This is a genomic window from Anaerospora hongkongensis, from assembly GCF_004339805.1.
GTDB lineage: Bacteria > Bacillota > Negativicutes > Sporomusales > DSM-15969 > Anaerospora > Anaerospora hongkongensis.
Map to the genome: position 1 here is coordinate 146,164 of NZ_SLUI01000008.1, position 25,847 is coordinate 172,010.

A 25,847-nucleotide genomic window follows, 5' to 3' on the forward strand; every position below is an offset into this window, starting at 1 on the left:
CTAAACACCACACATTCTAATGGCGAATCACCATAGTAATTTTCGTTCCTGATCCAACCTCCGACTGAATTGCAAATTCATCGGCACACTTAGCCATATTAGGCAAGCCCATTCCAGCACCAAACCCCAGTTCACGAATATGGTCAGGCGCCGTCGAAAATCCTTCTACCATCGCTTGTTTTATATCAGCAATCCCTGGCCCCTCATCTTCGACAACCACTTCTGTACGGTCGGAATAAATCCATACGCGTATCGACCCTTGTCTGGCATGGATAATTACATTCATTTCCGCTTCATAGGAACTGATTGCAATGCGGCGGATTACATCTGCCGGGATTCCAATCTGCTGTAAGACCCGTTTAATTTTGCTGGAGGCTTCACCAGCAATATCAAAATTTGATCCCTCTAGGGGAAACGCCAGTGCAATTGCCTGTTCATTACTCACAGCGGGCCACCTGGCGCGAACATCCGGGCAAGCCTTGCTGATACAACAATCCGCAGGCCTCATACAACGCGTATTCCGATACCATTAACGGTATTTCTTTCTCTGCGGCCATTTGGATCACGTCTTTGCCAGGGCGTTTGCCTCTGACAAAAATAATGGCAACCAAATCACTGATTTCAGCAGTTCGAATGACCTGTACATTGGTCAGCCCCGTCAACAATACTGCCCGTTCTTTTGTAAAAGCCAGTACATCGCTCATTAAATCAGCACCACAGGCACCGTTTGCATCCCTGTGCAACCAATCTGCGCCTATGATGACTTCCGCCTCAAGCGCCGCCTGTATGTCAATTAATTTCACCGGCGTACCATCCCCCTTAATGAAGAATATTCACTTTGTACGAAATTTCACAATATTTTGAGCAAAAAATTAGCGGGGCTAAAGGCCCCACAAACTTTTGTTCATATATTTACTGCATATAATTCGAAAGAACTCAGAAAATCCCTGCTAGCAAATGCCTTTCCGGCAAGAATATTTTTAATTTTGCATAAGGCAGACGTCAATAACGGTATTTGGCCTGCCACACAGTTACTACTAAAGCACAAAGCAGCCAGTACAGCATCGACATTTGAATATTGTACATAACATAATCGGTAAAGCCGCTTACCGCCAGGCCCAGCAAGGCAGATACCGCCCCGAGCATTAGACCGTTAATCCAGCGGTTGGCAGTCTCAGTCACTACTGATAAGGCTAAACGGGCATGTCCATACATAATGATTAAAAAAGCGGCTAAGCCGGGCAAGCCAATTTCGGCTGCAATATGTAAATACATATTATGAGCATGAAAAATCGTGGTGGCCGTATTTTGCACAAAAAAATCATATTCAGGGTATACCAGCCAATACGCTCCCCAGCCAATCCCCAGAATTGGCTTATCCATAATCATCGCCAGCGTACTTTCCCATAAAGCCAGCCGTAATGTTGAAGATGTATCGGTTGGATTCAAAATGGAGACCAGTCGCTCCATTACACCATCATAGCCATAAATAATCACTAAAGGAACCGCCAGTAAAACCCAAAAGATTTTCCGGTTATAGAGTACGCCGTACGCTGCACAAACAGCCAGAACACTCAGCCAGGCGCCGCGCGAATAAGTCAGAACCAGACAGCAGCCTAATATAAGCACAAACCCCAGCATGCCGCACTTATACAGCAGCTTTTCACTGCATAATCCGAGGCCGGCTGCCAATGCCATGATGACAACCAAGAAACCAGCCAATAAGTTGGGATTCTTCAGTGTGGAAAAAATCCTTACCTTTAAATCCGGGAACTGTTCACCATCTACCCATTCAAAAGCCGAGATATCCATCCCATGTATGTATTGATAAAAACCATAAGCGGCGACCAGCAGCGCTGATGCCAGCAGGGAGTATACCAGGCGCTTTACCTGCTCCAGGGAGTGAACGTTATTAATAACCAGGTAATACACGATAATATACCGTCCCATTAGATGATAGTAGTTATAAAAGCTAAAGCCGCGATCCGGCGAACCTAAAACCGATGCAGCCGATAAAACTACCAGCGCTAGGACGGCCCCGTCAAAAGGAGTACGCTTGAAATCCATTCTGCGTGTCACTGCCATCTTGCCGAACCACAACAGACAGCCTGCAGACAAAAAAACACTGGTAACATCTAATGACAACGGCAAAAAAAAGGCAACCGCAAAAATGCAGTGCTCGATCAGGTAGTTTACGTGATATTGTGTTGAAGTCGGTTGATGTAATGTGCGCACAAGTTCACCTTGTTCATTCTTGTAACGTGCCTGTTTAACAGACCATTTTTATTATACCCAAGGGACGGTAGTTTGTCTACTGAGGATAATGTTCCTGGCTGTACCAACTAAATACAACGAACCACAAACACAAACTATCCCATCCTGCCCTGCCCATTCAACAGCCAAGCCAATCGCAGCCTCAACGGTTGACGCGCTCTGGACCCGGCTGGCGGTGATTAAGGCTGCAAGCTCGCCGGGATCTTCTGCTCTTTCGGAAAGCGGTGCAACTGTTATCGCTTCATCCTCCGTCCGAATCAGGGTGCCGGTAATCGCACGAACATCTTTATCCCGCAGAATGCCGAGCACAAAGGTAATCCGTCGCCCGCCATATACATCGTCAAGCGTCTGACGCAAAGCCTGCGCACCGGCAGCATTATGCGCTCCATCAATAAGGATAGCCGGGCGGCCTGCAAATAATTCAAACCGGCCGGGCCAGACAGCTGCCGCCACACCGGCGGCAATAGTCGCTTCCGTTATCCGGCTGTCCTTGCGAGCCAGAAGTTTGAGGGTCATGACAGCAACTGCACAATTAGCAGCCTGATGGCGTCCAAGCAGCCTTAATTGTAAGTTTTCACTGCTGCCATATGCCTTAGTCTGCACGGTTACTTGCTGCCGGCCATCGCTGCCAGCCTTCCAGTCGCTGGTAAAATCTTCCCCCAGTATAAACAAGGGCGCCTCCATAAGAGCGGCCTGTTTGCGGATAACCGCCAATGCCTCTTTGCTTGCAGCGGTAACAACAGGGCTATTCTTTTTGATAATCCCCGCCTTATGCCCGGCAATTTCGGCTACGGTAGTGCCACAGCGGTCGGTATGCTCAAGGGTAACATTGGTGATTACCGCTGCTTCCGGCCGGATAACATTGGTTGAATCCAACAGCCCCCCTAAACCGACTTCGATTACGGCGTATTCCACTCCGGCGGCGGCAAAGCAATGAAATGCCGCCGCCGTCAGGATTTCAAATTCGGTAGGATGTTCCCAGCCCTCAGTCAGCATGGTTTCGATAAACGGTCTGGTATAGTCGATGATTTCGCCGAAGGCTTGCTGGGTAATGGGGTGGCCATCAATAACAATGCGCTCCGTATACTCCAGGAGATGAGGGGAAGTATACATCCCGGTCCGTATACCACTGGCCTGTAAGACAGCCGCCGTAATTGCAGTTGTCGATCCCTTCCCGTTCGTACCGGTAATATGAACCGTTTTATAGCGCCGCTCAGGATTGCCCATCAGCTCCAGCAGTTTCTCAATGCGCTTTAAGCCCAGATTGATGCCGAATTTGCCTGTAGAATGCAAATACTGTAGGGCTTCCTCATATGACATTGTCATTATGCTAATCCAGCCAAGTAAACTAAGCGTTCCTTAATGGCATTCTGTTTTTCCCGGTATTCCGCTTCTTTCGCCCGTTCTTTGTCGATAACATCCGCCGGCGCCTTGGCAATAAAACCTTCATTGGACAATTTGGATACAATACGGGCAATTTCTTTGTCTAACACCGCTAGCTCTTTATTCAGCCGTCCCGTTTCTTTCTCTATGTCGATAAGGCCTTTCAGCGGTAAATAGATTTCCATCCCGCTGACAACAGCGGTCATTGCATTTTGCGGTTTATCGGCACCGCGGCTAAGCAGCAAAACACTTTCTGCTGCGGCAAGGGATTTAAAATATTGTTCATACTGCCCCACTACTGCCGCTAACTCGGGAGTTGCGGCCTGCAGAATAACTTCGCTCTTCTTACCTGGTGGTACATTTACTTCTGCCCGCATATTCCGGATAGCCTTAATGGCTTCCATGATGGTTGTCATTTGCTGCTCGGCAGCTTCATCAAGCAGTTCCGGTTTCACCTTCGGCCACTCGGCAGTCATAATGCTTTTTCCTTCATGCGGCAAAGCCTGCCAAATCGCTTCGGTTATAAAAGGCATAAACGGATGCAGGAGCTTTAAGGTGTTCGATAACACATACCATAAAATATATTGAGCAGTTGTACGGCTTTTCGCATCCTCTTTGTTATACAAACGGTTTTTGGCTAATTCGATGTACCAGTCACAGTATTCGTTCCAGATGAATTCATAAACCAGCCGCGCTGCCTCTCCCAATTCAAACTTGTCAATATTACGCGTCACTTCGCTGACGGTTACACTATAGCGATGCAAAATCCATTTGTCAGCCAAGCTCAGTTCAGTCGGAAATGACTGCTGCCGGGGATCAAAGTCTTCCAGGTTCATTAAGACAAACCGGGATGCATTCCATATTTTATTAGCAAAATTGCGGCTTGATTCAACCCGTTCCCAGTAAAACCGCATATCATTGCCGGGAGTATTGCCGGTCACCAGCGTGAAGCGCAGCGTATCGGCACCATATTTTTCGATAACCTCCAAGGGATCAATGCCGTTTCCTAAAGACTTGCTCATCTTTCGTCCCTGCGAATCACGCACTAAGCCATGGATAAAGACATGATGAAATGGAATCTCGCCTTGAAATTCCAGGCCCATGGTAATCATACGGGCAACCCAGAAAAAGATAATATCATAGCCAGTCACCAGCACGCTGGTAGGATAAAACTGCCCAAGCTCAGGCGTCTTCTCCGGCCACCCCATGGTGGAAAATGGCCATAAAGCCGAACTGAACCAGGTATCAAGAACGTCTGGATCCTGTTCTACCTTGCCACCGCATTTCGGGCAGGCAGACACAACATCGCGGGAAACAATGGTTTCCCCACATTCACAATACCAGGCCGGAATGCGATGCCCCCACCAAATTTGCCGGGAAATGCACCAGTCGCGGATATTCTCCAGCCAATTAATATAAATCTTCGTAAAGCGCTCCGGCACAAATTTAATTCTGCCCGAAGTTACCGCTTCAATAGAAGGCTTAACCAGGGGTTCCATTGTAACAAACCACTGTTTGGATACTAATGGCTCAATTACAGTAGTGCAGCGCTGACAGTGTCCGACTGAGTGCGTATGCTCTGCTACGGCAACCAAAAAGCCTGCTTCTTTTAAGTCATTTACCAGTTGTTTGCGGCACTCATAACGATCCAGTCCTGCATATACCCCGGTATCAGCTGCCATCGTTCCGTCTGAGTTGATTACGACAATTTGCTCGAGCTTATGGCGAAGTCCCATATCAAAATCATTCGGATCATGTGACGGAGTCACTTTTACCGCACCTGTCCCGAAGGAGGGATCTACATAATCATCAGCTACCACCGGAATACGCCGTCCCACCAGGGGTAAAATCAGGTACTGACCAACATAGCGGGCATACCGTTCATCTTCCGGATGGACAGCCACGCCGGAATCGCCCAGTATTGTTTCCGGCCTTGTAGTTGCAACAGTCACATATTCGCCGTCTTTGCCCTCTACCGGATAACGGACGTGATATAAATTGCCCGGTTTTTCCTCATGCTCAACTTCAATATCACTAAGAGCGGTATTGCAGCGGGGGCACCAGTTCGTAATGCGGCTTCCCTGATAAATCAGTCCTTTTTCATATAAACTGACAAATACTTCCTTAACGGCCTTGGAGCAGCCTTCATCCATCGTAAAACGCTCCCGGCTCCAGTCGCATGAGGCCCCCAGACTTTTCAGCTGATTGCTGATACGGGCACCGTATTGATGTTTCCATTCCCAGACCCGTTCAATAAATTTTTCCCGGCCAATGTCGTACCGGCTCAAGCCTTCGTTTTTTTGCAGCATTTCTTCTACTTTTATTTGCGTCGCAATACCGGCATGATCGGTTCCCGGCATCCACAGCGTATTGTAACCCTGCATACGCTTTAAGCGGATTAGAATATCCTGCAGTGTATTGTCAAGGGCATGTCCCATATGCAACTGACCGGTAACATTCGGCGGTGGAATAACGATGCTAAAAGGCTCCTTGTCAGTGTCCACTTCTTCATGAAATAAGTTTTCCTCTTCCCAATACCGATACCATTTTGCTTCAACAGCCTGGGGATCGTAAACAGTTGGGATCGTATTATCAGCCATCATTTAATTCCTCCTAAAATAAAAAACCCTTCATCCTGTTAGGACGAAAGGGTCTGCTTCCGTGGTACCACCTATATTCCTGCCTAAGCAGGCTCTATACGGCGTAACGTGCCGGGGACGGGCAAGCCTATACTTACTTTCAGCCTGCCGGCTCAAGGACGACTTCACGGCACCTTATTTCCCAAGCACCCTTTCAGCCGGGAGGCGCTCTCTCTGAGGGAGTATACCACTACTATTTCCTGTCATTGCCGTTTTTTATGATATTGGCAATATCATACCAATTCAATTCTCTTATGTCAAGAATTCCAAACCTGGTTACTTGCCTAGTATATATTTTACCAGCAAAATACTGACTTCATACAATACAAGCATCGGAATAGCAATCATCGTCTGTGAAAAAACATCCGGTGTCGGCGAAATGACAGCTCCGATTACAAAAGACATAACCAGCATAATTTTTCGCTTATTGATGAGGTAAGCAGAGGTTATGACCCCCATCTTTGCCAGAACAACGAGAAACAGCGGCAATTCAAAAACAGCTCCAAATGGCAGCAGGAAGGATACGACAAAAGAAAAATACTGCCCAATTGAAAACAGCGGCTGCAACTCGGCAGTTGTAAATCCGACGAAAAACTTAATCCCGGCAGGCAATACAAAAAAATAGGAAAAGGCCAAGCCTACAAAAAACAAAATAACCGATGCCGGCACCAGAATAAAGGATACCTTGCGTTCTTGCCTGGTAAGAGCAGGTAAAACAAATGCCCACAGCTGATATAAAACAACAGGCAGTGCCAGGAGCAGCCCGGCAAAAAATGAGGCTTTCAAATAAGTAAAAAATGCTTCAGCAGGACTCATATAGTACAATTTCCCAGCCGGAGCGGTAATAAAATGAATTAATTCCTCCGAATAAAAATAAGTAACACCGCTGCATACAACAACAGCTGCAATCGAAATAATTAAGCGTTTCCTCAGTTCCTCCAGATGATCAATTATGGACATTTCTGCTTCATCAAGCTCTGTTGTCTGCTCACCGGAGACTACAGCAAGTTGACCAGAGGGTTCATCAGAGGCGGCTGGCGGTATTATTTCCGGCATTTATGGTACCTCGCTTTTCATCATCTGCGCTGGACTTTCTATGCTCTATTATACCTGCCATAGATATAAAAAACAATTATTAAACCGCCTTCGGTCAACGGCGGTAAAAAAAAGGCAGCCTGCAGTTAAATAACTACAGGCTGCCTGATCTTTAATCGTTACGGCAGCATCCAGTGCAAGGCGTAAGCCTGCAGCAAGGTAAGTACCGACATGAATAACAGCATCGCCAAACTATGCAGGACTGTAAACCTAAAGATCGTTCCTTCTTCCCCAACCAGGCCAGTCGCAGCAGTTGCTACCGAAATGCTTTGCGGAGAAATCATTTTACCGGTCACTCCGCCTGATGAGTTAGCGGCAACAGTAAGATGTGGATCTACGCCAATCTGTTCGGCTGCAGTCTTCTGCATCGATCCAAACAGCGCATTGGCGGAGGTATCCGAGCCGGTAAGGAATACCCCCAGCCAGCCAAGGATAGGAGCAAAGAAAGGAAAAACAGCACCAGTGGCGGTAAAAGCCAAACCGAGTGTAGAACTCATTCCGGAATAGTTCATGATATAAGCCAAACCTAAAATCATGGCAATAGTACCGATCGGGAACCTGAGCTGAACAATGGTACGGCCCAGACAGCTAAAGGCCCTGCCAAAACTGTAATTAGGGATAATCAATACCGAAAGCAGACCGGAAATGAAGATTGCGCTGCCGGCAGCGGATAACAGATTAACCATATATTTTGCCGGATATGCGCTAGCTTTAGCCACCACAGGAGGTGCTTTTTGAATAAGGCCATCCAAACCTGGCCATGAAATTAAGAATAAGGGATTGAGCTGATCGATTTTTAACAAAGTAAGCTTAAACTTTAAGAAGCGATCGTCTGCCCACAGGAAAACCAATAAGGCTAATATTAAATACGGTCCCCAGGCTCTCAGCACTTCACCTGTCGAGTATTTCAACTGCACTTTTCCACCTGCAGCCGGCTTTTCATCCGGGAAGTGCCATACTTTTACCGGTTTCCAGAATTTCAAGAAGATCAATAGACCAACGATTGTAACAATTGCCGACGTAATATCAGGCAAATACGCATTAACGTAATTGGAGGTGAGAAATTGAGTGCCCGCAAAACAGATGCCCGCTACAAGCACCGCAGGCAGAACCTCCATCGCCCGTTTCCAGCCGCACATCGTCACAACAAGCCATAATGGTACAAGCAGCGAAAGAAACGGCAGCTGCCGTCCAACAACCTGGCTAATTTTCATAATATCCAGTGAAGATACTTGTGCTGCAACCACAATGGGAATACCAATAGCACCGAAAGCAACCGGTGCAGTATTGGCAATCAGGCATATGCCCGCGGCGTATATAGGGTTGAAACCCAAGCCAACCAGCATCGCGGCCGTAATTGCCACTGGTGTACCAAAGCCGGCAGTTCCTTCAATGAACGAACCGAATGCAAAGGCGATAAACAAAGCCTGCAGACGCCGGTCATCTGTAATGGATGCCAGGGAGTTCTTAATGATTTCAAACTCGCCTGATTCCACGGACATATTATAGACCCAAATAGCCGTAACAACAATCCAGACAATAGGGAAAATCCCGTAAAGAGCTCCATTAAGCGTTGCACTTACGGCTAGGCTTACCGGCATTTTCCAGACGATTATCGCAACCAGTACAGCTGAAGTCACACCAACTGCAGCCGCAATATGACCTTTAACCCGCTTGACCCCCAGCATATATAATAATAAGAATAGCGGAATAGCGGCAACCAAAGCAGAAAGACCAATATTCCCAAGCGGATTATACTCCTGGACCCACGTCATTTCATACACTCCTTTGCAATGTTGTTGTCTTTAATTCGATATGCAGCTAGGTTTTCATCACCCCCTTTCAAAAGAAATACTGCAACCTTGTGAAAAAAATACCATTGTCCTGTCATTAACAGGAAACTTTGTGAAACAATTAACATATATCAGATTATTCTGAATCTTTGTTGTGAAAAAAATAACTTTCCCTCAATTTTAGAGATAAGTTGTAATAGTGTACACTTATTCTACGAGGGAAAGCCAAAATCCTTGGTGATTTCATGTTCAGGACCAATTCTTTTCATTTTTTTTACCGAATTCATGCCCCCTGTTTTGAGGCTCATCATAACATCTTCGACCAGGATTAAATGGTCCCGCATATGGCGGCGGGCCAGCTGCGGATTATGTCCGGCTATTGCCGTATAAATCTGCTCATGCGACTGATACAAGATTTCCGGCATATCTTCTACTAAAAATAATTTTTGCCGCGCGGTTTTAAATGTGTTGGTCATTAAATCAGATATACTGTTCATCACTCGCACTAAAATCGCATTACCGGAGGCACGGGCAATAGTAAAATGGAACGCCGCATCACTTACGTCGCCGATTTCTCCTGTACCAATCTGGTCTTTCATTACCGCCATTATCCGGGCCAGCTCCTCTAAATCATCGCGGCTCGCTCGAACGGCTGCTAGTGCGGCAATTTCAATCTCCAGTATCTTCCTGACCTCGAGCAATTGAAGGATATCATCAATTTCCACTTGCAGAAGAAACGATAAGGGTTCCAGCATGCCTTCATAGGATATTCGGCGGACGAAGCTGCCTTCACCCGGACGTATTTCAATAATTCCCATCATTTCCAGTGCACTAAAGGCTTCACGGACGGATGCCCTGCTGACGGTCATTTTTTCTGACAATTCCCGCTCAGAAAGCAGCTTATCGCCAGGCTGCAGTTTTCCGTCGACAATCAGTTTTTTTATCTGCTGAATAATCTCTTCATATATTTTGGTTGTTTTAACCGGCTTAAACATGCTGCCTCCAACGATTAATAGTTGCGCTTTCCTACAAAATCAGCTACTTCCAGTAAAGCTGACCGGACTGCCACATCAAGTGACTGGGGCAGAACATTACGCGCCTGCTGCAAATAGCGAGCCGCCTGCTTATAGGAATACTCAATCGAACCGGCATTGTGAACAATTGCCAAGCCTTGTTTTATGTCTGCTTCATCCATCCGCTTCCGTACAATAATCTCCCGCAGCTGCCGTCCGGCAAAAGGGTCGCGCAAGGCATGAATAATCGGCAAGGTAATAATGCCTTGCCGCAGGTCATTGCCGGCAGGTTTACCCAGCTGCTCTACCGATGAAGTAAAGTCAAGAATGTCATCCGTAATCTGAAAAGCCATGCCAAGAGAATATCCGTAGTCATGCAGCGCCTGTATATCCTGCTTGGACATACCGGCCATAATAGCACCAATACGAGCACTTCCGGCAATAAAATCAGCTGTTTTTTTTGCTATGCGGTCATAATAGGCTGCTTCCTGCTGATCGGGGTTAAAGCTTTCTTTGATCTGAACAATTTCCCCTTCGCACATGGAACTAATAACGTCCGCCAATATACGCAGAATTTCATTACTGCCCTTGGATGCAACGATGGAAAAAGCCTTGGCAAAGAGAAAATCACCGGACAAAACAGACGCGTGATTTCCCCATTGGGCATTAGCTGTTGCAATCCCGCGCCGGGTTGCTGCACTATCGATAACATCATCATGAACCAAAGTCGCCATATGAATCAGTTCAATAGCTGCAGCAACGGAAATTATATTACTGTCAGATATATGACCCTGTTTAGCACACAATAAATATAAGGCGGGCCGCAAGCGCTTGCCACCCGCCTTGGTAAGATGCGCGCTAATATCGGTTAACATTTCAACCGGAGTTTGTATTACAGAAAGCAACTCAGCTTCGACAAGTGCTAAATCACTCGTCACCATCGCGAATATAGAGCTATTCCTCACTATCGTATCACCTTTATCGGAATTCTTACTCTATAATACACGATTCTCCGATTACCGTCTACTATTTCTTCTTCTCCACGCGGATTGCACAGTCGGGGCATACCATCTGGCAGATGCCGCAAACAATACATTTTTCCATATCGGCCTGTACACGCGGTGTGCCGTATACCCCTAAATCCTCTGACCAGCTGATACATTTTACCGGACACTTCTCAATACATAAGCCGCACCCTTTGCATAAGCCGGGAAAAATCGACCAAATGCCTTTGCTATTCTCATAGCTTGAAGAATTCCAATTTGTTTTTCCCATTTTAACTCCTCCTACCTCGAGCCCTTAACAATGTCATGACCCCGCTCTAAGGCTTTAAAATTCATATTCCGCAGATCGGGATTCGCTTTGAACTTATCACCAAGCTTGGACTCAAGTGCCTGCTTAATTGCCTCAAGCGGCAGCACATCGGTGGCAGCGATAACGGCTCCCAGAATAATCATGTTAAATACCCGGGGATGAAACTCATTTTTTGCGATGTCGTTTGCCGGAATGGGAATGACCCTTTTCACTTCACTGGGAACATCCGCGGGATTGATTCCCGGCCCTTCTTTAGTAAAGGAGCAGGTTTTTGGCTCGCCTGCAATTAATTCCTGCTGCAAGTCCTGATTGGGCCTCTCGACCGTAGTTTCCGGCGCTCCCGGCATCCCTGCGGTGGGACAAGGCGGCGTCACATCAAAATATTGGAGCCCAATGATATTATCATTTACTTCGCCTTCTTGAATGAGCGAATTATCATAAAGATACACGGTGTTTTTACCGGCGTGAACTTTAGTCCGGTTTACCGCCCGGGCACTGAGGGGAATCAAAATATCTGCTTTCTGAAATTTGGGAGCACCGATCGGGCCATCACTGATCTGCACATAGGCTATGGACACACCACCCCGCTGCTCGACACCAAAATTCGGGATATAAAGAGCTTGTTTTCCCTCCTCATTAGCCGCCTCTGCCAAAATCTCCGCGATCGATTGCACGCCTTGTCCACCTTCACCGGCAAGGGCAATCTTAATGACCTCTGCCATAGCTCAACCCTCCTTTGCCTGCGGAGTACGCAGCTCGCCGACTTTAAAATATTGAGGCATTTCCTTTTCTACAAATTCCCACGTTTGTTTGGCATTCGTCCGCCAGTTGGTTGGACATGACGCTAACGCTTCAACAAAAGAAAATCCGTTACCGGCAATTTGATTCTCCAGCGCTTTTTTCAAAAAGCCTTTTAGCTGACGTACATTGGCGATAGTGCCGCGGGCTACATAAGCACCCGCCGGAGCGACTGCCGCAACCATTTCCGGTCCGAGTGTCGGTTGGCCTGTTTGTTCCGTATCACGCCCATAGGGAGTTGTTTCCGTCTTCATGCCGGGTAAAGTCGTTGGCGCCATTTGTCCGCCTGTCATCCCATAATTACAGTTATTGCATAAAATAACGGTAATCTTCTCATTGCGGACCGCAGCGTTGAATAAATGCTGTGAACCGATGGCATAACCACCGCCATCTCCCATGTAAGCTACGCCAATAACCTCCGGGTTAGCCCGCTTAATGCCGGTAATGACCGGGGTTGTACGCCCATGGTGAGTTTGCACTGTGTCTATAGCAAAAAAATCCCACGCCAGCAGCGAACAGCCGATATCACAGCCGTAGACCATCTTGTCTTTAATGCCCAGCTCATCAATGGCTTCCCCTAATGCTTTGAGAATAATACCATGCCCACAGCCGGGGCAGAATTTGTGCGGTTTTGTTTCCTCGTTCCAGCATGAAGGCATTGGGGGCTGGAGAACATCATCCTTCGTAACTTCCTGCATAATCGTTCCTCCTTGGCAGCTTACAGTTTTTTATATTCCGCAATAATTTCTTCCGTAGTAATGCCTACCCCGGGACGCAGCATCGGGACAATTTCAATTGTGCTGCCGTACAATGAATTTTGCACAAGCTTCAGCAATTGGCCATAAGCTGATTCGGCGATTAATAACCTGCCGGCATTTTTGATAGCCTTCTTCAGCTGCTCATCCGGAAAAGGCCGAAGCGTAATTGGGCGGAAGAATCCAACCTTCTTTCCTTCCCGGCGCAACTGATCATACGCCCCTTTTGCTGCACGTGATACGATACCATGCGTAAGCAGAATCACGTCGGCATCTTCACACCCCTGTTCATCCCACTCAATTACCTCCGGAGCCATCGCTTCCCAGTCCCGTTGGTTAGACATAACCACATCATACAATTCATCTTCCGTATTATACGTATTGCGTATATGCTTGAACTGTTTCCCCGGAGTTGTATCGCCAAGGATAGGTTCCGGTTTTACCAGTTTGATCCCTCTGGCTTCCGGGTCATACATGGTCAGCGGCTCTCTCATTTTCGCCTGATATCCGTCGCCCAGGATAAAGGTCGGGAACCGGTAAGTCCAGGCCACATTGAAAGCCTTGATTGTATAATCAAAAATCTCCTGGTGAGTTGCTGTTGAGTAAACGACCCGGTGGCCTTCCCCATTACCGCCAAAGGTTGTCAGCGTAACCTCCTGCTGGGCATATATAACAGTAGCTGTTGAAGGCCCGCCGCGCTGCTGTATGACATAGACAATCGGCAGCCGCATCATTTCTGCCATGCTCGCCGATTCCTGCATTAATACGTTTCCGGGGCCTGCCGAGGCCGTAAAGGCTTTCCGTCCGGCAATCACCCCTCCCAACGTAGCAAAACCCGCCGAGATTTCATCTTCTGTCTGTAAAAACTTCTTCCCATATTTTGGAGCCAGTCTTGTCCAGTAATGCATAATCTCATTTTGCGGCGTAATGGGATAGCCGTAGATAATATCAACCTTCGCAGCTACAGCCGCCCAGGCAACGACTTCATTGCCTGTCATGAATACTCTCTGCTCACCTTTTAGGGACACTTCAGCCATGCGAACACCCTCCTATAAAAATTTAGGCCGTTTTATAAAAACCAACCCCGCCGGCAGTCTTTATCTACCTTATTTTTTCCGGGCAATTTATAGGCTATCCAATTAAATACCAGTAAATACACTAAAAAAAGTACAGGCGGCACATAGACTGGAACCCTGCATTTGTGGACACTTGGGGACGGTCCTTTTTTGTCACAAAAAGTTGACAAAAAAGGACCGTCCCCAGCTGTCCTATTAAGTAGCAGTAAATGCACCTAAAGTAAAGAAACAGGGTATGCATATCAAGTTATAATATGCATACCCTGTTTCTTTACTTTTCTTCTGCCTCTTGAAAATAACGCATACTCGTTTTTTTCCACTCTTTTGTACTAAATAGCATGATACACTCCGGAATCCGGGCATTTTGCGCAAGCTCTGCTGCGATTGCACAGCAAGCTTCCCGATCATGGGCATGGAGCATGGTATAAAAATTATATGGCCAGTCAGGCGCTGAATTTCTGCCATAGCAATGGGTTACTGCCGGATGGTCAATCATCACTTTGCCAATCTCTTCCTGCCTTTCATCCGGCACATTCCAGGCACAAAGCGCATTTGCAGCATAGCCAACTTCCCGATGTTTCAGCACCGCTCCCAGCTTGCGCATTTGTCCGTTTTCTTTGTATTTCTGCAGTCTTGCCAGCAATTCATCTTCACTAATCTGCAAGCTATCGGCAATTGCTCGATAGGGTTCTACCGTCAAAGGAAAATCACCCTGCAAAGCTGCAATTATCTTTTTATCCAATAAATCCAGCAAATTGTCCACCTGCCTTATCTCATCACAGCTATTATTCCAGCTTAAACTGAACGCTGACTTTATACTTCTTGGTTGCCGGCAGGTTAAGCATCTTCTCAACGCCCTCCCTTGCCCCGATAGAAGCTAGGATTTGTTCCTGCAGGCTAAGATCAGGCGTGAGTAAAGCAAACCACAGATTAAACTCTCCTTCACGCTCATAATTATGGGTAACCCCCGGATAATCATTAATAAACCGGGCAACATCGGCCAGCTTTTCCGGCGCAACTTTAACAGCTACCAGCGTGCCTGTGTAGCCCAGCTTAGTAGAATCAAAAAAAGGACCCATGCGGCGGATATAGCCATTGTCCTTTAAATATTGCAATCGTTCCAGCACTGCAGCCTCTTCGGTACCCAATCGCGCAGCCAGTTCGGCGAATGGCCTTTTGGCAAGAGGCAAATCAGTCTGCACGATATTCAGGAGTGCCTTGTCAAAAGATGTAAGCATGGCTCACTGCCTTTCTTTACTAAATAAAGATCTATGTATGGGAATGACAGGCAACAGCAGCTACTGTTACCTGCCACTCATTTCTTTATTTCAGCAGTATCCTGGAGATTGTGTCGAGCAATTCATCCCGCCCATCTCCTTTTAAGGCGGAATAAGGGATGACTCTTCCCTGAGCTCCTAATTGCCTGGCAATCGTATCGGTATTTTTCTTAATTTGCGAACGGTTCAGCTTATCAGCCTTTGTAGCAATAAGCTGGACAGGTGCGGGGCCCTGGCTAAGCCACTGATAGGCGTCCTTATCGCTTTCCATCGGGTCATGCCGAATATCGATCAACTGGCATACCAACCGCAGACGCGGGGATTCCATGATATACTGGCTGATGAATTTCGACCATTGCAGCTTATTCGACTTTGCCGTTTTGGCATAGCCATAACCAGGTAAGTCAACGAGAAACCATTCGATCCGCTGTTCTTCTTCCAGCTTGGCATTTACCGAGAAGAAGTTCACTGTCTGTGTTTTTCCCGGTCTGCCGCTAACTAAAGCCAACCCCCGATGGCGGCATAACGAGTTAATCAAAGATGATTTTCCCACATTGGACCGGCCAATAAAAGCTACTTCCACCACTTCACCCGGTGGATACTGATCCGGACGTACGGCAGAGGCCAGATATTTGGCATTTAAAATATGAAGTTTTGCGATATCCGTCCCTGTCATCATTCAGTCACCAATGCGGTTTGCAGTACTTCATCCATATGCTCAACGAGGATAAACTCCAGACTGCGTTTAACGTTAACCGGCAACTCATCCAAATCACGCTTATTCTCCTGAGGCAGGATGATCTTCTTAATACCGGCACGATGAGCAGCCAATACTTTTTCTTTAATTCCGCCCACAGGCAGTACACGCCCCCGGAGGGTAATTTCACCAGTCATCGCCAGGTCAGACCGCACAGCTTTACCGGTAAGCGCAGAAGCAACCGCAGTTGCCATGGTAATACCGGCAGAAGGACCGTCTTTGGGTATGGCGCCTTCAGGAAGATGAATATGAATATCCGTCTTCTCATGGAACTCAGGATCGATCCCTAACTCATTCGCTTTCGTACGTATATAGCTGAAACCGGCTTGGGCCGATTCGCGCATGACTTCGCCCAGCTGTCCGGTAAGCGTAAGCTTGCCTTTGCCCTTCATGATCGATACCTCGGTTGCCAATACATCGCCGCCGACTTCCGTCCAGGCCAAACCGGTAGAAACTCCCACCTGATGATTGCTTTGGGCCTGAGCATGACGGTATTTTGAAGCGCCAAGGAAGGTATGGAGATTCTGAGTGGTAATTTTAATGCTGGTACGCTCATTCTGCACAATTTGGCGGGCGGCCTTGCGGCAGAGTGTCGCCATATTGCGTTCCAGATTGCGCACACCCGATTCCCGCGTATACTCACGAATGACTTTTTGCACAGTTCCTTCCGTAAATATCACCTGCTTATCGGTCAGGCCATGATCGCGCACTTGTTTTGGAATAAGATAGCGCTTAGCAATTTGCACCTTTTCTTCTTCCGTATAACCAGGAAGGGAAATGATTTCCATCCGGTCAAGCAACGGCCGTGGAATATTGTGCATCACATTGGCGGTTACTACCCACAGCACACGGGACAAATCAAACGGAACTTCCACATAATGATCACTGAAAGAGTTATTCTGCTCCGGGTCAAGCACCTCAAGCAGCGCTGCCGACGGATCCCCGCGGAAATCGGAGCTCATTTTATCAATTTCATCTAACAAGAACACCGGATTTTTGGAACCAACTGTTTTCATCCCCTGAATAACGCGTCCCGGCAGTGCGCCAACATAAGTACGTCTATGTCCGCGGATTTCGGCCTCATCTCTTACCCCGCCAAGGGAAACCCGCACGAATTTCCTCTCCATTGCGCGGGCAATCGAACGGGCCAGTGAAGTTTTACCAACTCCAGGCGGCCCCACCAGGCACAAAATAGGTCCTTTCATGCTTTGGGTCAGCTTACGGATCGACAGGTATTCCAGAATCCGTTCTTTCACCTTTCCTAAACCATAATGATCTTCGTCTAATGTTTCTTCGGCCAGCTTAACATCCAGGCGGTCGGTTGTCTCTTTGCTCCAGGGCAGTGCTAACAACCAATCCAGGTATGTCCGTATAACAGCACTTTCCGCCACCATGGGCGGCATTTTCTCCAGCCGTTCAATTTCCTTGATGACTTTTTCCGCCACCTCTTTCGGCAGAGTCTGTTCCTTCAGGCGCTGCCGGTACTCATCAACCTCAGCCGTCCGGTCGTCTTTGTCGCCGAGTTCTTTTTGAATCGCTTTTAGCTGCTCACGCAGATAGTATTCTTTTTGTGTTTTTTCCATCTGCTTACGAACACGTACATTTATTTTCTTTTCCAGTTCAAGAATTTCCATTTCCCGGCCAATAATCTCGCACAGCTTCTCTAAGCGCTCTTTTACGGGCACAGCGTCAAGCAGAGCTTGCTTATCTTCAATTTTTAAAGACAAGTGGCTGGCGATCAAATCAGCAAGCCGCCCCGGTTCTTCAACCGTTACAACTGAAACGAGCGTTTCCGGCGGAATCTTCTTACTCAGTTTCACCCATTGTTCAAACTGGTGAACAACAGAGCGGGTAAGAGCTTCCACTTCCGGGGTCTTGCCTTCCATCTCTTCATATTCTATTATTTCCACTTGATAGTAAGGTTCAAGCTCGACAAACTTTTCGATGTTTGCCCGGTGCAGACCTTCTACCAGCACACGGATGGTGCCGCCAGGCAGCTTTAGGAGCTGTTTAATTTCTGCAACCGTTCCGGTTGAGAAAATATCTTCAGGCAGTGGTTTATCATTTTGAGCATCTTTTTGGCTGGCCAGCATAATCAGGCGATCGTGAACCATCGCTTCTTCCAGCGCACTTATCGATTTTTCGCGACCGACATCCAGATGAATGATCATATATGGAAAAACCAAAATGCCGCGCAAAGGCAATAAAGGAATTAGACGTTTTTTAGCCACAATAGGGAACCTCCTTATGAATGCAACAATGTCAGTCTTAGTTTGGCGTTACTATTTATAAATATTCTTAGCAGTATAGCAAAATCCCTTTTCTTCTTTAACAAAAGAGAGAAGTATAACCATTATTTTGTAATATTTTTTTTAGTTAAACAAAAAAGCCAGGAAATTCCCGGCTTTTTAGTGTCTTATTCTTCTTTACATTTGAACGCCTGCCGCAGTAAGTAAATCATTCTGAGGAACAGCAACCTCGATACGCGGCACTTCCTCACGTGCTTCCAGCAGAGAATGCTTAATTACCTCATTAATTGATTCAACCGGAATGACTTCAATTCCCAAGGTAGTAAATAATTCTTGCCAGTTTTCTTTGGGAATGATCACTTTTCTTGCTCCGGCCTGCTTCGCGGCAATCACTTTTGCACTTACTCCGCCAACCGGCTTTACAAAACCACGAATGGATATTTCTCCTGTCATTGCCACAGTATTATCAATGGGTATTCCTTTGATAGCCGAATAAATCGCCGTGGCTACGGTTACGCCTGCTGAAGGTCCATCAATCGGACCACCGCCGGGAAAGTTAATATGAATGTCATATTTATGGATTTCGACACCGTATTGGTTTGCCAGTACAGTAAGTACATTATCCATTGATCCCTTGGCCATGCTCTTGCGCCGTATTGTTTTACCAGGAGTACCGATTTCTTCTTCTTCAACGACTCCGGTAATCGTTACCTTCCCGTTGCCAAACAGGTTAGGAACTGCTGAAACTTCAATTTCCATTACGGTGCCTATGTTAGGACCAAATACGGCTAAACCGTTAACAATCCCAATTTGCGGCTTTAATGGTATCTTTTTATCAGGCCGTGGATTATATTGACCAAAATTAATAACCCATTCTGCTGTAGCCTGACTGATTACTTTTTTGTTTTCATTTAAGGTTATCCCGGCAGCGATCTGGATCATATTCACGGCTTCACGACCATTGGAAGCATACGCTTTCAAGATCGCCAATGCGCCAGGTTCAATTTCAAAGCCAATTTTCCGCACGGCATTATTGGCAATGTCCCCAATTTCATCTGCCAGCAAAGGGCGAAAATAGATTTCCACGCACCGGGAACGGATTGCAGGCGGAATCTCTGTCGCCATCCGGGTTGTAGCACCTACCATACGAAAATCGGCAGGCAGACCGTTCTGAAAAATATCATGAATATGAGAGGGAATATTGGTATCTTCACTGTTGTAATAGGAGCTTTCGAGAAAAACTTTGCGGTCTTCCAGCACTTTCAGCAGCTTATTCATCTGAATATGATGAAGCTCACCAATCTCATCAATGAATAATATACCGCCGTGCGCCTTAGTAACCGCTCCCGGTTTGGGTTGAGGAATGCCGGCCATTCCCATCGCACCGGCGCCCTGGTAGATTGGATCATGCACAGTTCCAATTAGCGGATCGGCAATGCCCCGCTCATCAAAACGGGCTGTACAGGCATCCATTTCGATAAACTTAGCGTTGAGATTAAACGGCGACAACGGGTTGCGTTTTGCTTCCTCCAATACCAGCCGCGCTGCAGCTGTTTTACCAATCCCCGGAGGACCATAAATCAACACGTGTTGTGGATTAGGACCGCAAAGAGCCGCTCTGAGCGCCTTCAGCCCCTCCTCTTGTCCAACGATTTCCGCAAATGTCTGAGGACGGGTTTTTTCCGATAACGGTTCAGTAAGCGAAACTTCTCTCATTCGCTGTAATTTATCCATTTCTTTTTTTGATTCCCGCTCTACTGCCACCTTATTGCCTTGTTGAGAGCGCAGGAGATTCAAGAAATAGAAACCGATAACGATGGCAAAAAAGAATTGAATCAAACTGATTACATTTACTGCATAATCCACCTTTGCCAACGACCTCCTTTCCACAGCAAATTAAATTTTCACTGTTAGTATCGGCAGTCCACTCTATTTTATCCTGGCAAAAAGAGGCAAGGACAGCTCATTAAACACAAAAAAATAAGAGGAGAAATCTCCTCTTATTTATGCCGATTCTTCTTTTTTCTTCGCTTTACGTTCAACGGTAACCATGACAGGTTCTTCCTTATTGGTAATAACCTCTTTGGTTACGATGCATTTCGAAACGTCAGCCCGGGAAGGTACTTCATACATAACATTGCGCATGATAGCCTCAATAATTGCTCTAAGGCCACGGGCACCGGTGTTACGCTTCAACGCTTCCGCCGCAATTGCTTTTAATGCATCTTCCTTGAATTCCAGCTGAACATTATCCAATTCCATGAACTTTTGATATTGCTTAATTAAAGCATTCTTAGGTTCAACCAGAATACGGACAAGTGCGGCCTCATCAAGTGCATCCAAAGTGACAATTACTGGTAACCGGCCAACGAATTCGGGTATCAGTCCAAAGCGCAGCAAGTCTTCAGGTAAAATATTTTTCAGCATTTCGCCGATATTTTTGTTTTCCTTGCTTTGAACTTCCGCACCAAAGCCCATCGTCTTTTTGCCGGTCCGGGTGCTGATAATCTTATCAATACCGTCAAACGCACCGCCGCAAATAAACAGGATATTGGTTGTATCAATCTGAATAAATTCCTGATGCGGATGCTTACGGCCGCCCTGAGGAGGCACACTAGCTACCGTACCTTCAAGAATTTTCAGTAATGCCTGTTGGACTCCTTCACCGGATACATCCCTGGTAATCGAAGGATTTTCCGATTTGCGGGCAATTTTATCGATTTCATCGATATAAACAATACCCTTCTCCGCTTTTTCCACATCATAATCAGCGGCCTGGATGAGTTTGAGGAGAATATTCTCCACATCTTCACCCACATAACCGGCTTCCGTTAGGGATGTAGCATCAGCAATTGCAAAGGGAACGTTCAGCAGCTTCGCCAGTGTCTGAGCTAACAATGTTTTGCCGCTGCCGGTAGGCCCCAGCATCACAATGTTGGACTTTTGCAGTTCTACATCATCTACTTTAGCACCTAAATTGATGCGCTTATAGTGATTGTAAACAGCTACGGACAAGCTTTTTTTCGCTTCATCCTGCCCAATGACATACTGGTCAAGAATATCTTTAATTTCTTTTGGCTTCGGAACATCTCTGAGTTCGAGATCGACATCTTCACTCAGTTCTTCCTCAATTATTTCATTGCAGAGTTCAATGCATTCATCGCAGATGTAAACTCCTGGTCCGGCAACTAACTTTTTAACTTGCTCTTGTAACTTGCCACAAAAGGAGCACTTTAGCTGACCCCTGTCATCCCCAAATTTCAACATAATACCACCTCTCTATTTGGGACTCTCTTTGCGTTGCTCACCCCGGACCAATATAGAATCCACTAATCCGTATTCTTTTGCTTCCTGGCTGGACATAAAGAAGTCACGTTCGGTATCACGCTGAATTTTTTCCAGAGGCTGACCGGTATGATGAACGAGAATTCCATTCAACACGTCCTTAAGCCGCAGAATTTCTCGCGCATGAATTTCAATGTCGGTTGCCTGCCCTTGAGCACCACCCAAAGGCTGATGAATCATAATGCGGGCATAGGGTAAAGCATACCGCTTGCCTGCAGCACCGGCAGACAAGAGCAGCGCTCCCATACTGGCGGCAGAGCCAAGGCAAATCGTTGATACATCCGGCTTAATGTGCTGCATTGTATCATAAATTGCCAGTCCGGCTGTCACAACGCCACCAGGGCTGTTAATATACAAGTGGATATCCTTGTCAGGATCCTCCGCTTCTAAAAACAACAATTGAGCAATAACTAAATTCGCCACATGATCATCAATCGGACCGCCGATGAAGATAATGCGGTCTTTAAGCAAACGGGAATAGATATCATAGGCCCGTTCGCCGCGGCTGGACTGCTCAACTACCATTGGCACATAAGACACGAAAACCACCTCGGGTTAATTTTATTTACCCATTACTTGAAGATTACGCATTTACAGCGTTATCAATAATAAACTGGGCTGCTTTCTTGCGCACGACGGAATCTACCAATCCCATAATGCGGCCTTCCTTGCGGATAATTTCCCAGACGTCTTTAGGATCTGCACCAAAGTTCTTGGCCATTCCCACAACTTCTGCATCCATTTCTTCAGGAGTTACTTCCAGTTTTTCGGTTTTTGCAACAGCTTCCAGAAGAAGATCAGTTTTAACATTAACAGCCGCTGCCTCACGGTAGGTTTCCCGGAGCTTAGCGATATCCATGCCGGAATATTTCAGGTAATCATCCAGCTTCATACCACGATTCTCCAGGCTAACCTGCAGATCCTGGATCATTTGTCCAATGCGCTGTTCAATCATAACTTCCGGAATATCAACAGTTGCATTATCTACTGCCGCTTTAACGGAATTGTTACGGAAATCGCGTTCGGCGTTTTCAACTGCAGTCTGTTCTAACTTATTCTTCAAATCAGCCTTTAATTCCTCCAGGCTTTCAAACTCACTGACATCTTTCGCAAAGTCATCATCCATTTCAGGCATTTCCTTGCGTTTGATATCATGAATTTTCACTTTGAACTCGGCTGCTTTTCCAGCCAGCTCAGGCACAAAATAATCTTCCGGGAAGGAAACTGCTACGTTTTTTTCGTCGCCAGCCTTTGCTCCCAGTAATTGATCTTCGAAACCGGGGATAAAGCTGCCCGAACCGACTTCCAGCGGATAGCCTTTGGCGTCGCCGCCTTTGAAAGGCTGACCGTCAACAAAGCCTTCAAAATCAATGATTGCAAAATCTCCATTAGCAAGCACAGCATCTTCAACTACGACCATTTTGGCATGACGATTGCGCAGGCTGTCCAGTTGGCGGGCAACGTCTTCTTCCTTAACTTCAGGAGCGGCCTTCGCAACTTTGACACCTTTATAGTCACCTAATTGAATTTCAGGCTTAGTTACAATCGTCGCTTTAAATTTCAGCGGCTGATCTTCCTGGAAAGTAACAACCTCAATTTCAGGACGGGTAACAGGTTCAACTTTCTGTTCTTCCAAGGCTTTATTATATGCAGCAGGAGCAAGTATTTCAAAAGCCTCATCTAAAATAGCCTCTTTGCCGATGCGTGACTCAAGAACCTTCCGGGGAGCCTTACCTTTGCGGAAGCCCGGAATATTTACGCGGCTTGCCAGTTTTTGGTATGCCTTATCCACCGCTTTCGTTACTTCAGCCTGAGGGACTTCCATCTCCAACACCATTTTATGATTGTCTATTCTTTCCGCTATTACCTTCATTTATGTACTTTCCTCCTTAGAAATGCTTTCGGCATTACCTGGCTGTCAACAGTATTCCCACATTGACAGAAAAAATTACCAGTAGGCAAAACGATGGCATGCCATACCCTAAATCATACCATAAGAGTATGACAAAAACAAGATATTGTACTTGATTCAACCATATTAGAAAGACCTGGCTGCCAAGTCCTTTAGATACAGGCGAAAAGCCCATGCCGTTCTTATGCCTAGTTAGAAACTTTCACTTTCAGATAAGATAAAAAAACCTAACAGTCAACTGTTAGGTTCTGTGGAGCGGAAAACGAGATTCGAACTCGCGACCCTCGCCTTGGCAAGGCGATGCTCTACCGCTGAGCTACTTCCGCATACCAATATGCATTTTTGCAACATAGTTTATTATAGAGAGACCGCTTATTATTGTCAACACCGATTTGCATTTTTTCTTTTTTATGTTTCACCCTTCCGTGCATTTCTACATACTATGTACCATAAGTACTTCTAAAACAAAAAAGGAGGCTGTGCCTCATGCGAAACGGCAGATATAATCGTCCGAAATGGGAAGATCCTGAATTAAACGACTGGGATGACCGGTTTGATGATGACTGGGAAGATGAAGATGACGCAGAATGGCGGGATGACAGATGCCTGCCAATTTTAGGGGTTGGTTTGGGCGTAGGCTTCATTGCCGGCTTCGGCTGTTTCCCCCGGCGCCAATGCTATCCACGCTTTAGCTGTTACCCACGTTCCTGCTATCCACGGATCAGCTGCAATCCCAACGGCTGTTTCCCCTGGAACTGCTATCCGCGCTAGTTCTTGGTTAGACGTCCGCCACTGGCCGGCGTCTTTTTCTTTTTCACACCCGGGCCTCTCCCTTCATATGCTATAGGAAAGATTGAGGAAGGGGGACTTTCCATTGTTTTTTCGCTTGCACAAGCATTGCCATATTGTCAGAGGAGCCAAGCGCGGTGCGATCTACAACATTCATTCCGGCAAGGTCTTATCGATTAATAGAGGTGCTCTCGAGCTGCTAACAGAGTGTCAGGCAGCTCCACTTGAAGATCTTATAGATATTTCCGATCCGGAAAACCAAGTTTATCTCAAATTTTTAAATGACTTAGTCACGAAAGAGCTTGGTTCCATGTACATTCTGGAGCCTGAAGGTGTAGCGGACCGCGCAGAGCCGGATGAGCCAACACTTGAATTTCTCTGGCTTGAGCTGACCTCGAACTGCAATAATCGCTGTCTCCATTGTTATGCCACCAGCGGCCCCTGCCAAACACCGGATGTAGTTCCCCTTGAACGCTGGTTATCAGTAATCACGGAAGCGAGACAGATTGGAGCTACAGCAGTTCAGTTAATCGGCGGAGAGCCATTATTTTATCCCGAGTGGCGTCAATTAATCGAAAAAGCCACCCTCGAGGGTTATGAATATATTGAAATATTCACAAATGCCACCACGATAACCGACAGTGATATTGCTTTTTTTGTCGAGCATAATGTTAACATTGCCACCACGATTTATGCGGACAATGCTGCCGTTCATGATCAAATTACGCTTAATCCGGGCAGCTTCGCCAAAACGTTCGGCAATATCAAAAAAATTCTCGCAGCAGGCATTCCACTGCGGATCGCTTCTATCATTATGAAACCCAATGAGCAGGAAGTGGATAACATTATGCAGCTGTGCGGCGAACTGGGGGTTGAAGTAAACCCGCCGGATGTCGTTCGCCCTACCGGACGCGGTGATGATAAGGACTTATTGCCGCTTACTTATCGTAAGCCTCCAATAAAACCACCTTTCCATACCGACAGTCAATCGTTTTTCCGGGCAGCAGCCTGCCATTCCTGTTTAGCAGGAAAGCTAGCCATCACGTCGGACGGAGAAGTAATTCCCTGTATCTTTGCCCGCAATCAAGTCTGCGGCAATATCCTTACCGAGCCTCTGCCGGAAATTGTAGCAGGGGAAAACCTGCAGCGCATCTGGCATACCACCAAGGATAAAGTAGAAAAATGCAAAGACTGTGAATACCGCTACGCCTGCGGCGACTGCCGTCCGCTGGCTCAGGGCAGCGATTCGGCCAAACGCTGGCTGGCCTGTTCGTCCGATTGCGGTTATAATCCGTATACTGGTGTGTGGGAAGAGAAATAAACCGTCAAGGCTCTTTTTTTCTTCCAGTAGTATTGTATAATAATAGTAGGCTCAGCC

The 25,847-nt window shown here is 46.7% G+C and carries 23 protein-coding genes, 1 tRNA gene and 1 other annotated feature; of the genes, 2 read left to right on the forward strand and 22 right to left on the reverse strand.

The genetic code is table 11. From position 1 onward, the window contains the following. Positions 1 to 16 precede the first annotated feature (16 nt). The 22 genes from EV210_RS13200 to EV210_RS13305 all read right to left on the reverse strand — a co-directional run bounded on the left by EV210_RS13200 (position 17) and on the right by EV210_RS13305 (position 24,006). Positions 17 to 445 (reverse strand): ATP-binding protein, encoded by a 429-nt coding sequence (locus EV210_RS13200; protein ID WP_243650544.1) that lies wholly within the window; start codon positions 443 to 445, stop codon positions 17 to 19. Next, a complete protein-coding gene (locus EV210_RS13205; RefSeq protein WP_132081297.1) occupies positions 438 to 803 on the reverse strand; it encodes a DRTGG domain-containing protein in 366 nt (121 codons plus the stop codon). Before EV210_RS13205 ends, EV210_RS13200 begins: the two co-directional genes overlap by 8 nt. Positions 804 to 1,002: 199 nt before the next feature. After that, a complete protein-coding gene (locus tag EV210_RS13210) occupies positions 1,003 to 2,235 on the reverse strand; it encodes an O-antigen ligase family protein (protein ID WP_207900731.1) in 1,233 nt (410 codons plus the stop codon). A 51-nt stretch (positions 2,236 to 2,286) separates the two neighbouring features. After that, a complete protein-coding gene (locus EV210_RS13215) occupies positions 2,287 to 3,600 on the reverse strand; it encodes a bifunctional folylpolyglutamate synthase/dihydrofolate synthase (RefSeq protein WP_243650545.1) in 1,314 nt (437 codons plus the stop codon). Then, positions 3,600 to 6,257, reverse strand: coding sequence for a valine--tRNA ligase (locus EV210_RS13220; protein ID WP_132081581.1), 2,658 nt, complete (start codon positions 6,255 to 6,257; stop codon positions 3,600 to 3,602). The genes EV210_RS13215 and EV210_RS13220 overlap by 1 nt, the downstream gene beginning before the upstream one ends. A 36-nt stretch (positions 6,258 to 6,293) precedes the next feature. Beyond that, positions 6,294 to 6,512: a binding site (T-box leader), on the reverse strand. A gap of 60 nt (positions 6,513 to 6,572) precedes the next feature. Then, positions 6,573 to 7,352 (reverse strand): twin-arginine translocase subunit TatC, encoded by a 780-nt coding sequence (tatC, locus tag EV210_RS13225; protein ID WP_132081299.1) that lies wholly within the window; start codon positions 7,350 to 7,352, stop codon positions 6,573 to 6,575. 158 nt (positions 7,353 to 7,510) lie between these two features. Continuing rightward, entirely contained in the window at positions 7,511 to 9,166 is a 1,656-nt protein-coding gene (locus EV210_RS13230) for an L-lactate permease (RefSeq protein ID WP_132081302.1), read from the reverse strand. A 230-nt stretch (positions 9,167 to 9,396) separates the two neighbouring features. After that, on the reverse strand, positions 9,397 to 10,179 hold the full coding sequence (locus tag EV210_RS13235; RefSeq protein ID WP_132081305.1) for a FadR/GntR family transcriptional regulator: 783 nt from the start codon (positions 10,177 to 10,179) through the stop codon (positions 9,397 to 9,399). Positions 10,180 to 10,193: 14 nt separating this feature from the next. Continuing rightward, entirely contained in the window at positions 10,194 to 11,162 is a 969-nt protein-coding gene (locus EV210_RS13240) for a polyprenyl synthetase family protein (protein ID WP_243650546.1), read from the reverse strand. A gap of 61 nt (positions 11,163 to 11,223) precedes the next feature. Continuing rightward, positions 11,224 to 11,472, reverse strand: coding sequence for a 4Fe-4S binding protein (locus EV210_RS13245; RefSeq protein ID WP_132081308.1), 249 nt, complete (start codon positions 11,470 to 11,472; stop codon positions 11,224 to 11,226). An 11-nt stretch (positions 11,473 to 11,483) separates the two neighbouring features. Further along, positions 11,484 to 12,233 (reverse strand): 2-oxoacid:acceptor oxidoreductase family protein, encoded by a 750-nt coding sequence (locus EV210_RS13250; protein ID WP_132081311.1) that lies wholly within the window; start codon positions 12,231 to 12,233, stop codon positions 11,484 to 11,486. Between the two features lie 3 nt (positions 12,234 to 12,236). After that, entirely contained in the window at positions 12,237 to 13,007 is a 771-nt protein-coding gene (locus EV210_RS13255; RefSeq protein WP_132081314.1) for a thiamine pyrophosphate-dependent enzyme, read from the reverse strand. A gap of 20 nt (positions 13,008 to 13,027) precedes the next feature. Next, positions 13,028 to 14,101, reverse strand: coding sequence for a ferredoxin oxidoreductase (locus EV210_RS13260; RefSeq protein WP_132081317.1), 1,074 nt, complete (start codon positions 14,099 to 14,101; stop codon positions 13,028 to 13,030). Positions 14,102 to 14,411: 310 nt separating this feature from the next. Continuing rightward, the gene (gene ahbB / locus EV210_RS13265) at positions 14,412 to 14,894 is read right to left on the reverse strand and encodes a siroheme decarboxylase subunit beta (RefSeq protein ID WP_132081320.1); all 483 of its coding nucleotides are present in this window, start codon (positions 14,892 to 14,894) and stop codon (positions 14,412 to 14,414) included. 31 nt (positions 14,895 to 14,925) lie between these two features. After that, positions 14,926 to 15,378, reverse strand: coding sequence for a siroheme decarboxylase subunit alpha (gene ahbA, locus EV210_RS13270; protein WP_132081323.1), 453 nt, complete (start codon positions 15,376 to 15,378; stop codon positions 14,926 to 14,928). Between the two features lie 85 nt (positions 15,379 to 15,463). Next, the gene (yihA, locus tag EV210_RS13275) at positions 15,464 to 16,096 is read right to left on the reverse strand and encodes a ribosome biogenesis GTP-binding protein YihA/YsxC (RefSeq protein WP_376746769.1); all 633 of its coding nucleotides are present in this window, start codon (positions 16,094 to 16,096) and stop codon (positions 15,464 to 15,466) included. Then, entirely contained in the window at positions 16,093 to 18,405 is a 2,313-nt protein-coding gene (gene lon, locus EV210_RS13280; RefSeq protein ID WP_424218040.1) for an endopeptidase La, read from the reverse strand. Before lon ends, yihA begins: the two co-directional genes overlap by 4 nt. Positions 18,406 to 18,600: 195 nt before the next feature. Next, positions 18,601 to 20,289, reverse strand: coding sequence for an ATP-dependent protease LonB (gene lonB / locus EV210_RS13285; protein ID WP_132081329.1), 1,689 nt, complete (start codon positions 20,287 to 20,289; stop codon positions 18,601 to 18,603). Positions 20,290 to 20,427: 138 nt separating this feature from the next. Beyond that, positions 20,428 to 21,690, reverse strand: a complete 1,263-nt coding sequence (clpX, locus tag EV210_RS13290) for an ATP-dependent Clp protease ATP-binding subunit ClpX (protein ID WP_132081332.1) — start codon at positions 21,688 to 21,690, stop codon at positions 20,428 to 20,430. A 12-nt stretch (positions 21,691 to 21,702) separates the two neighbouring features. Continuing rightward, on the reverse strand, positions 21,703 to 22,308 hold the full coding sequence (gene clpP / locus EV210_RS13295; RefSeq protein WP_132081335.1) for an ATP-dependent Clp endopeptidase proteolytic subunit ClpP: 606 nt from the start codon (positions 22,306 to 22,308) through the stop codon (positions 21,703 to 21,705). A gap of 43 nt (positions 22,309 to 22,351) precedes the next feature. Beyond that, a complete protein-coding gene (tig, locus tag EV210_RS13300; protein ID WP_132081338.1) occupies positions 22,352 to 23,641 on the reverse strand; it encodes a trigger factor in 1,290 nt (429 codons plus the stop codon). Positions 23,642 to 23,931: 290 nt separating this feature from the next. Further along, positions 23,932 to 24,006, reverse strand: a tRNA-Gly gene (locus EV210_RS13305). Positions 24,007 to 24,166: 160 nt separating this feature from the next. On the opposite strand from EV210_RS13305, the gene EV210_RS13310 reads away from it, so the two are divergent. Continuing rightward, entirely contained in the window at positions 24,167 to 24,451 is a 285-nt protein-coding gene (locus EV210_RS13310) for a hypothetical protein (RefSeq protein WP_132081341.1), read from the forward strand. A 103-nt stretch (positions 24,452 to 24,554) separates the two neighbouring features. Beyond that, positions 24,555 to 25,790: a radical SAM/SPASM domain-containing protein gene (locus tag EV210_RS13315; protein ID WP_132081345.1), complete on the forward strand. Its 1,236-nt coding sequence runs from the start codon at positions 24,555 to 24,557 to the stop codon at positions 25,788 to 25,790. Positions 25,791 to 25,847 lie beyond the last annotated feature (57 nt).

Excerpts from the sequence above, each read along its gene's own strand:
- EV210_RS13215 (WP_243650545.1), bottom strand. The coding sequence starts at position 3,600 with ATGACAATGTCATATGAGGAAGCCCTACAGTATTTGCATTCTACAGGC.
- EV210_RS13220 (WP_132081581.1), bottom strand. The coding sequence starts at position 6,257 with ATGGCTGATAATACGATCCCAACTGTTTACGATCCCCAGGCTGTTGAA.
- tatC (WP_132081299.1), bottom strand. The coding sequence starts at position 7,352 with ATGCCGGAAATAATACCGCCAGCCGCCTCTGATGAACCCTCTGGTCAA.
- EV210_RS13230 (WP_132081302.1), bottom strand. The coding sequence starts at position 9,166 with ATGACGTGGGTCCAGGAGTATAATCCGCTTGGGAATATTGGTCTTTCT.
- EV210_RS13235 (WP_132081305.1), bottom strand. The coding sequence starts at position 10,179 with ATGTTTAAGCCGGTTAAAACAACCAAAATATATGAAGAGATTATTCAG.
- EV210_RS13245 (WP_132081308.1), bottom strand. The coding sequence starts at position 11,472 with ATGGGAAAAACAAATTGGAATTCTTCAAGCTATGAGAATAGCAAAGGC.
- EV210_RS13250 (WP_132081311.1), bottom strand. The coding sequence starts at position 12,233 with ATGGCAGAGGTCATTAAGATTGCCCTTGCCGGTGAAGGTGGACAAGGC.
- EV210_RS13255 (WP_132081314.1), bottom strand. The coding sequence starts at position 13,007 with ATGCAGGAAGTTACGAAGGATGATGTTCTCCAGCCCCCAATGCCTTCA.
- EV210_RS13260 (WP_132081317.1), bottom strand. The coding sequence starts at position 14,101 with ATGGCTGAAGTGTCCCTAAAAGGTGAGCAGAGAGTATTCATGACAGGC.
- ahbA (WP_132081323.1), bottom strand. The coding sequence starts at position 15,378 with ATGCTTACATCTTTTGACAAGGCACTCCTGAATATCGTGCAGACTGAT.
- yihA (WP_376746769.1), bottom strand. The coding sequence starts at position 16,096 with ATGATGACAGGGACGGATATCGCAAAACTTCATATTTTAAATGCCAAA.
- clpX (WP_132081332.1), bottom strand. The coding sequence starts at position 21,690 with ATGTTGAAATTTGGGGATGACAGGGGTCAGCTAAAGTGCTCCTTTTGT.
- tig (WP_132081338.1), bottom strand. The coding sequence starts at position 23,641 with ATGAAGGTAATAGCGGAAAGAATAGACAATCATAAAATGGTGTTGGAG.
- EV210_RS13310 (WP_132081341.1), top strand. The coding sequence starts at position 24,167 with ATGCGAAACGGCAGATATAATCGTCCGAAATGGGAAGATCCTGAATTA.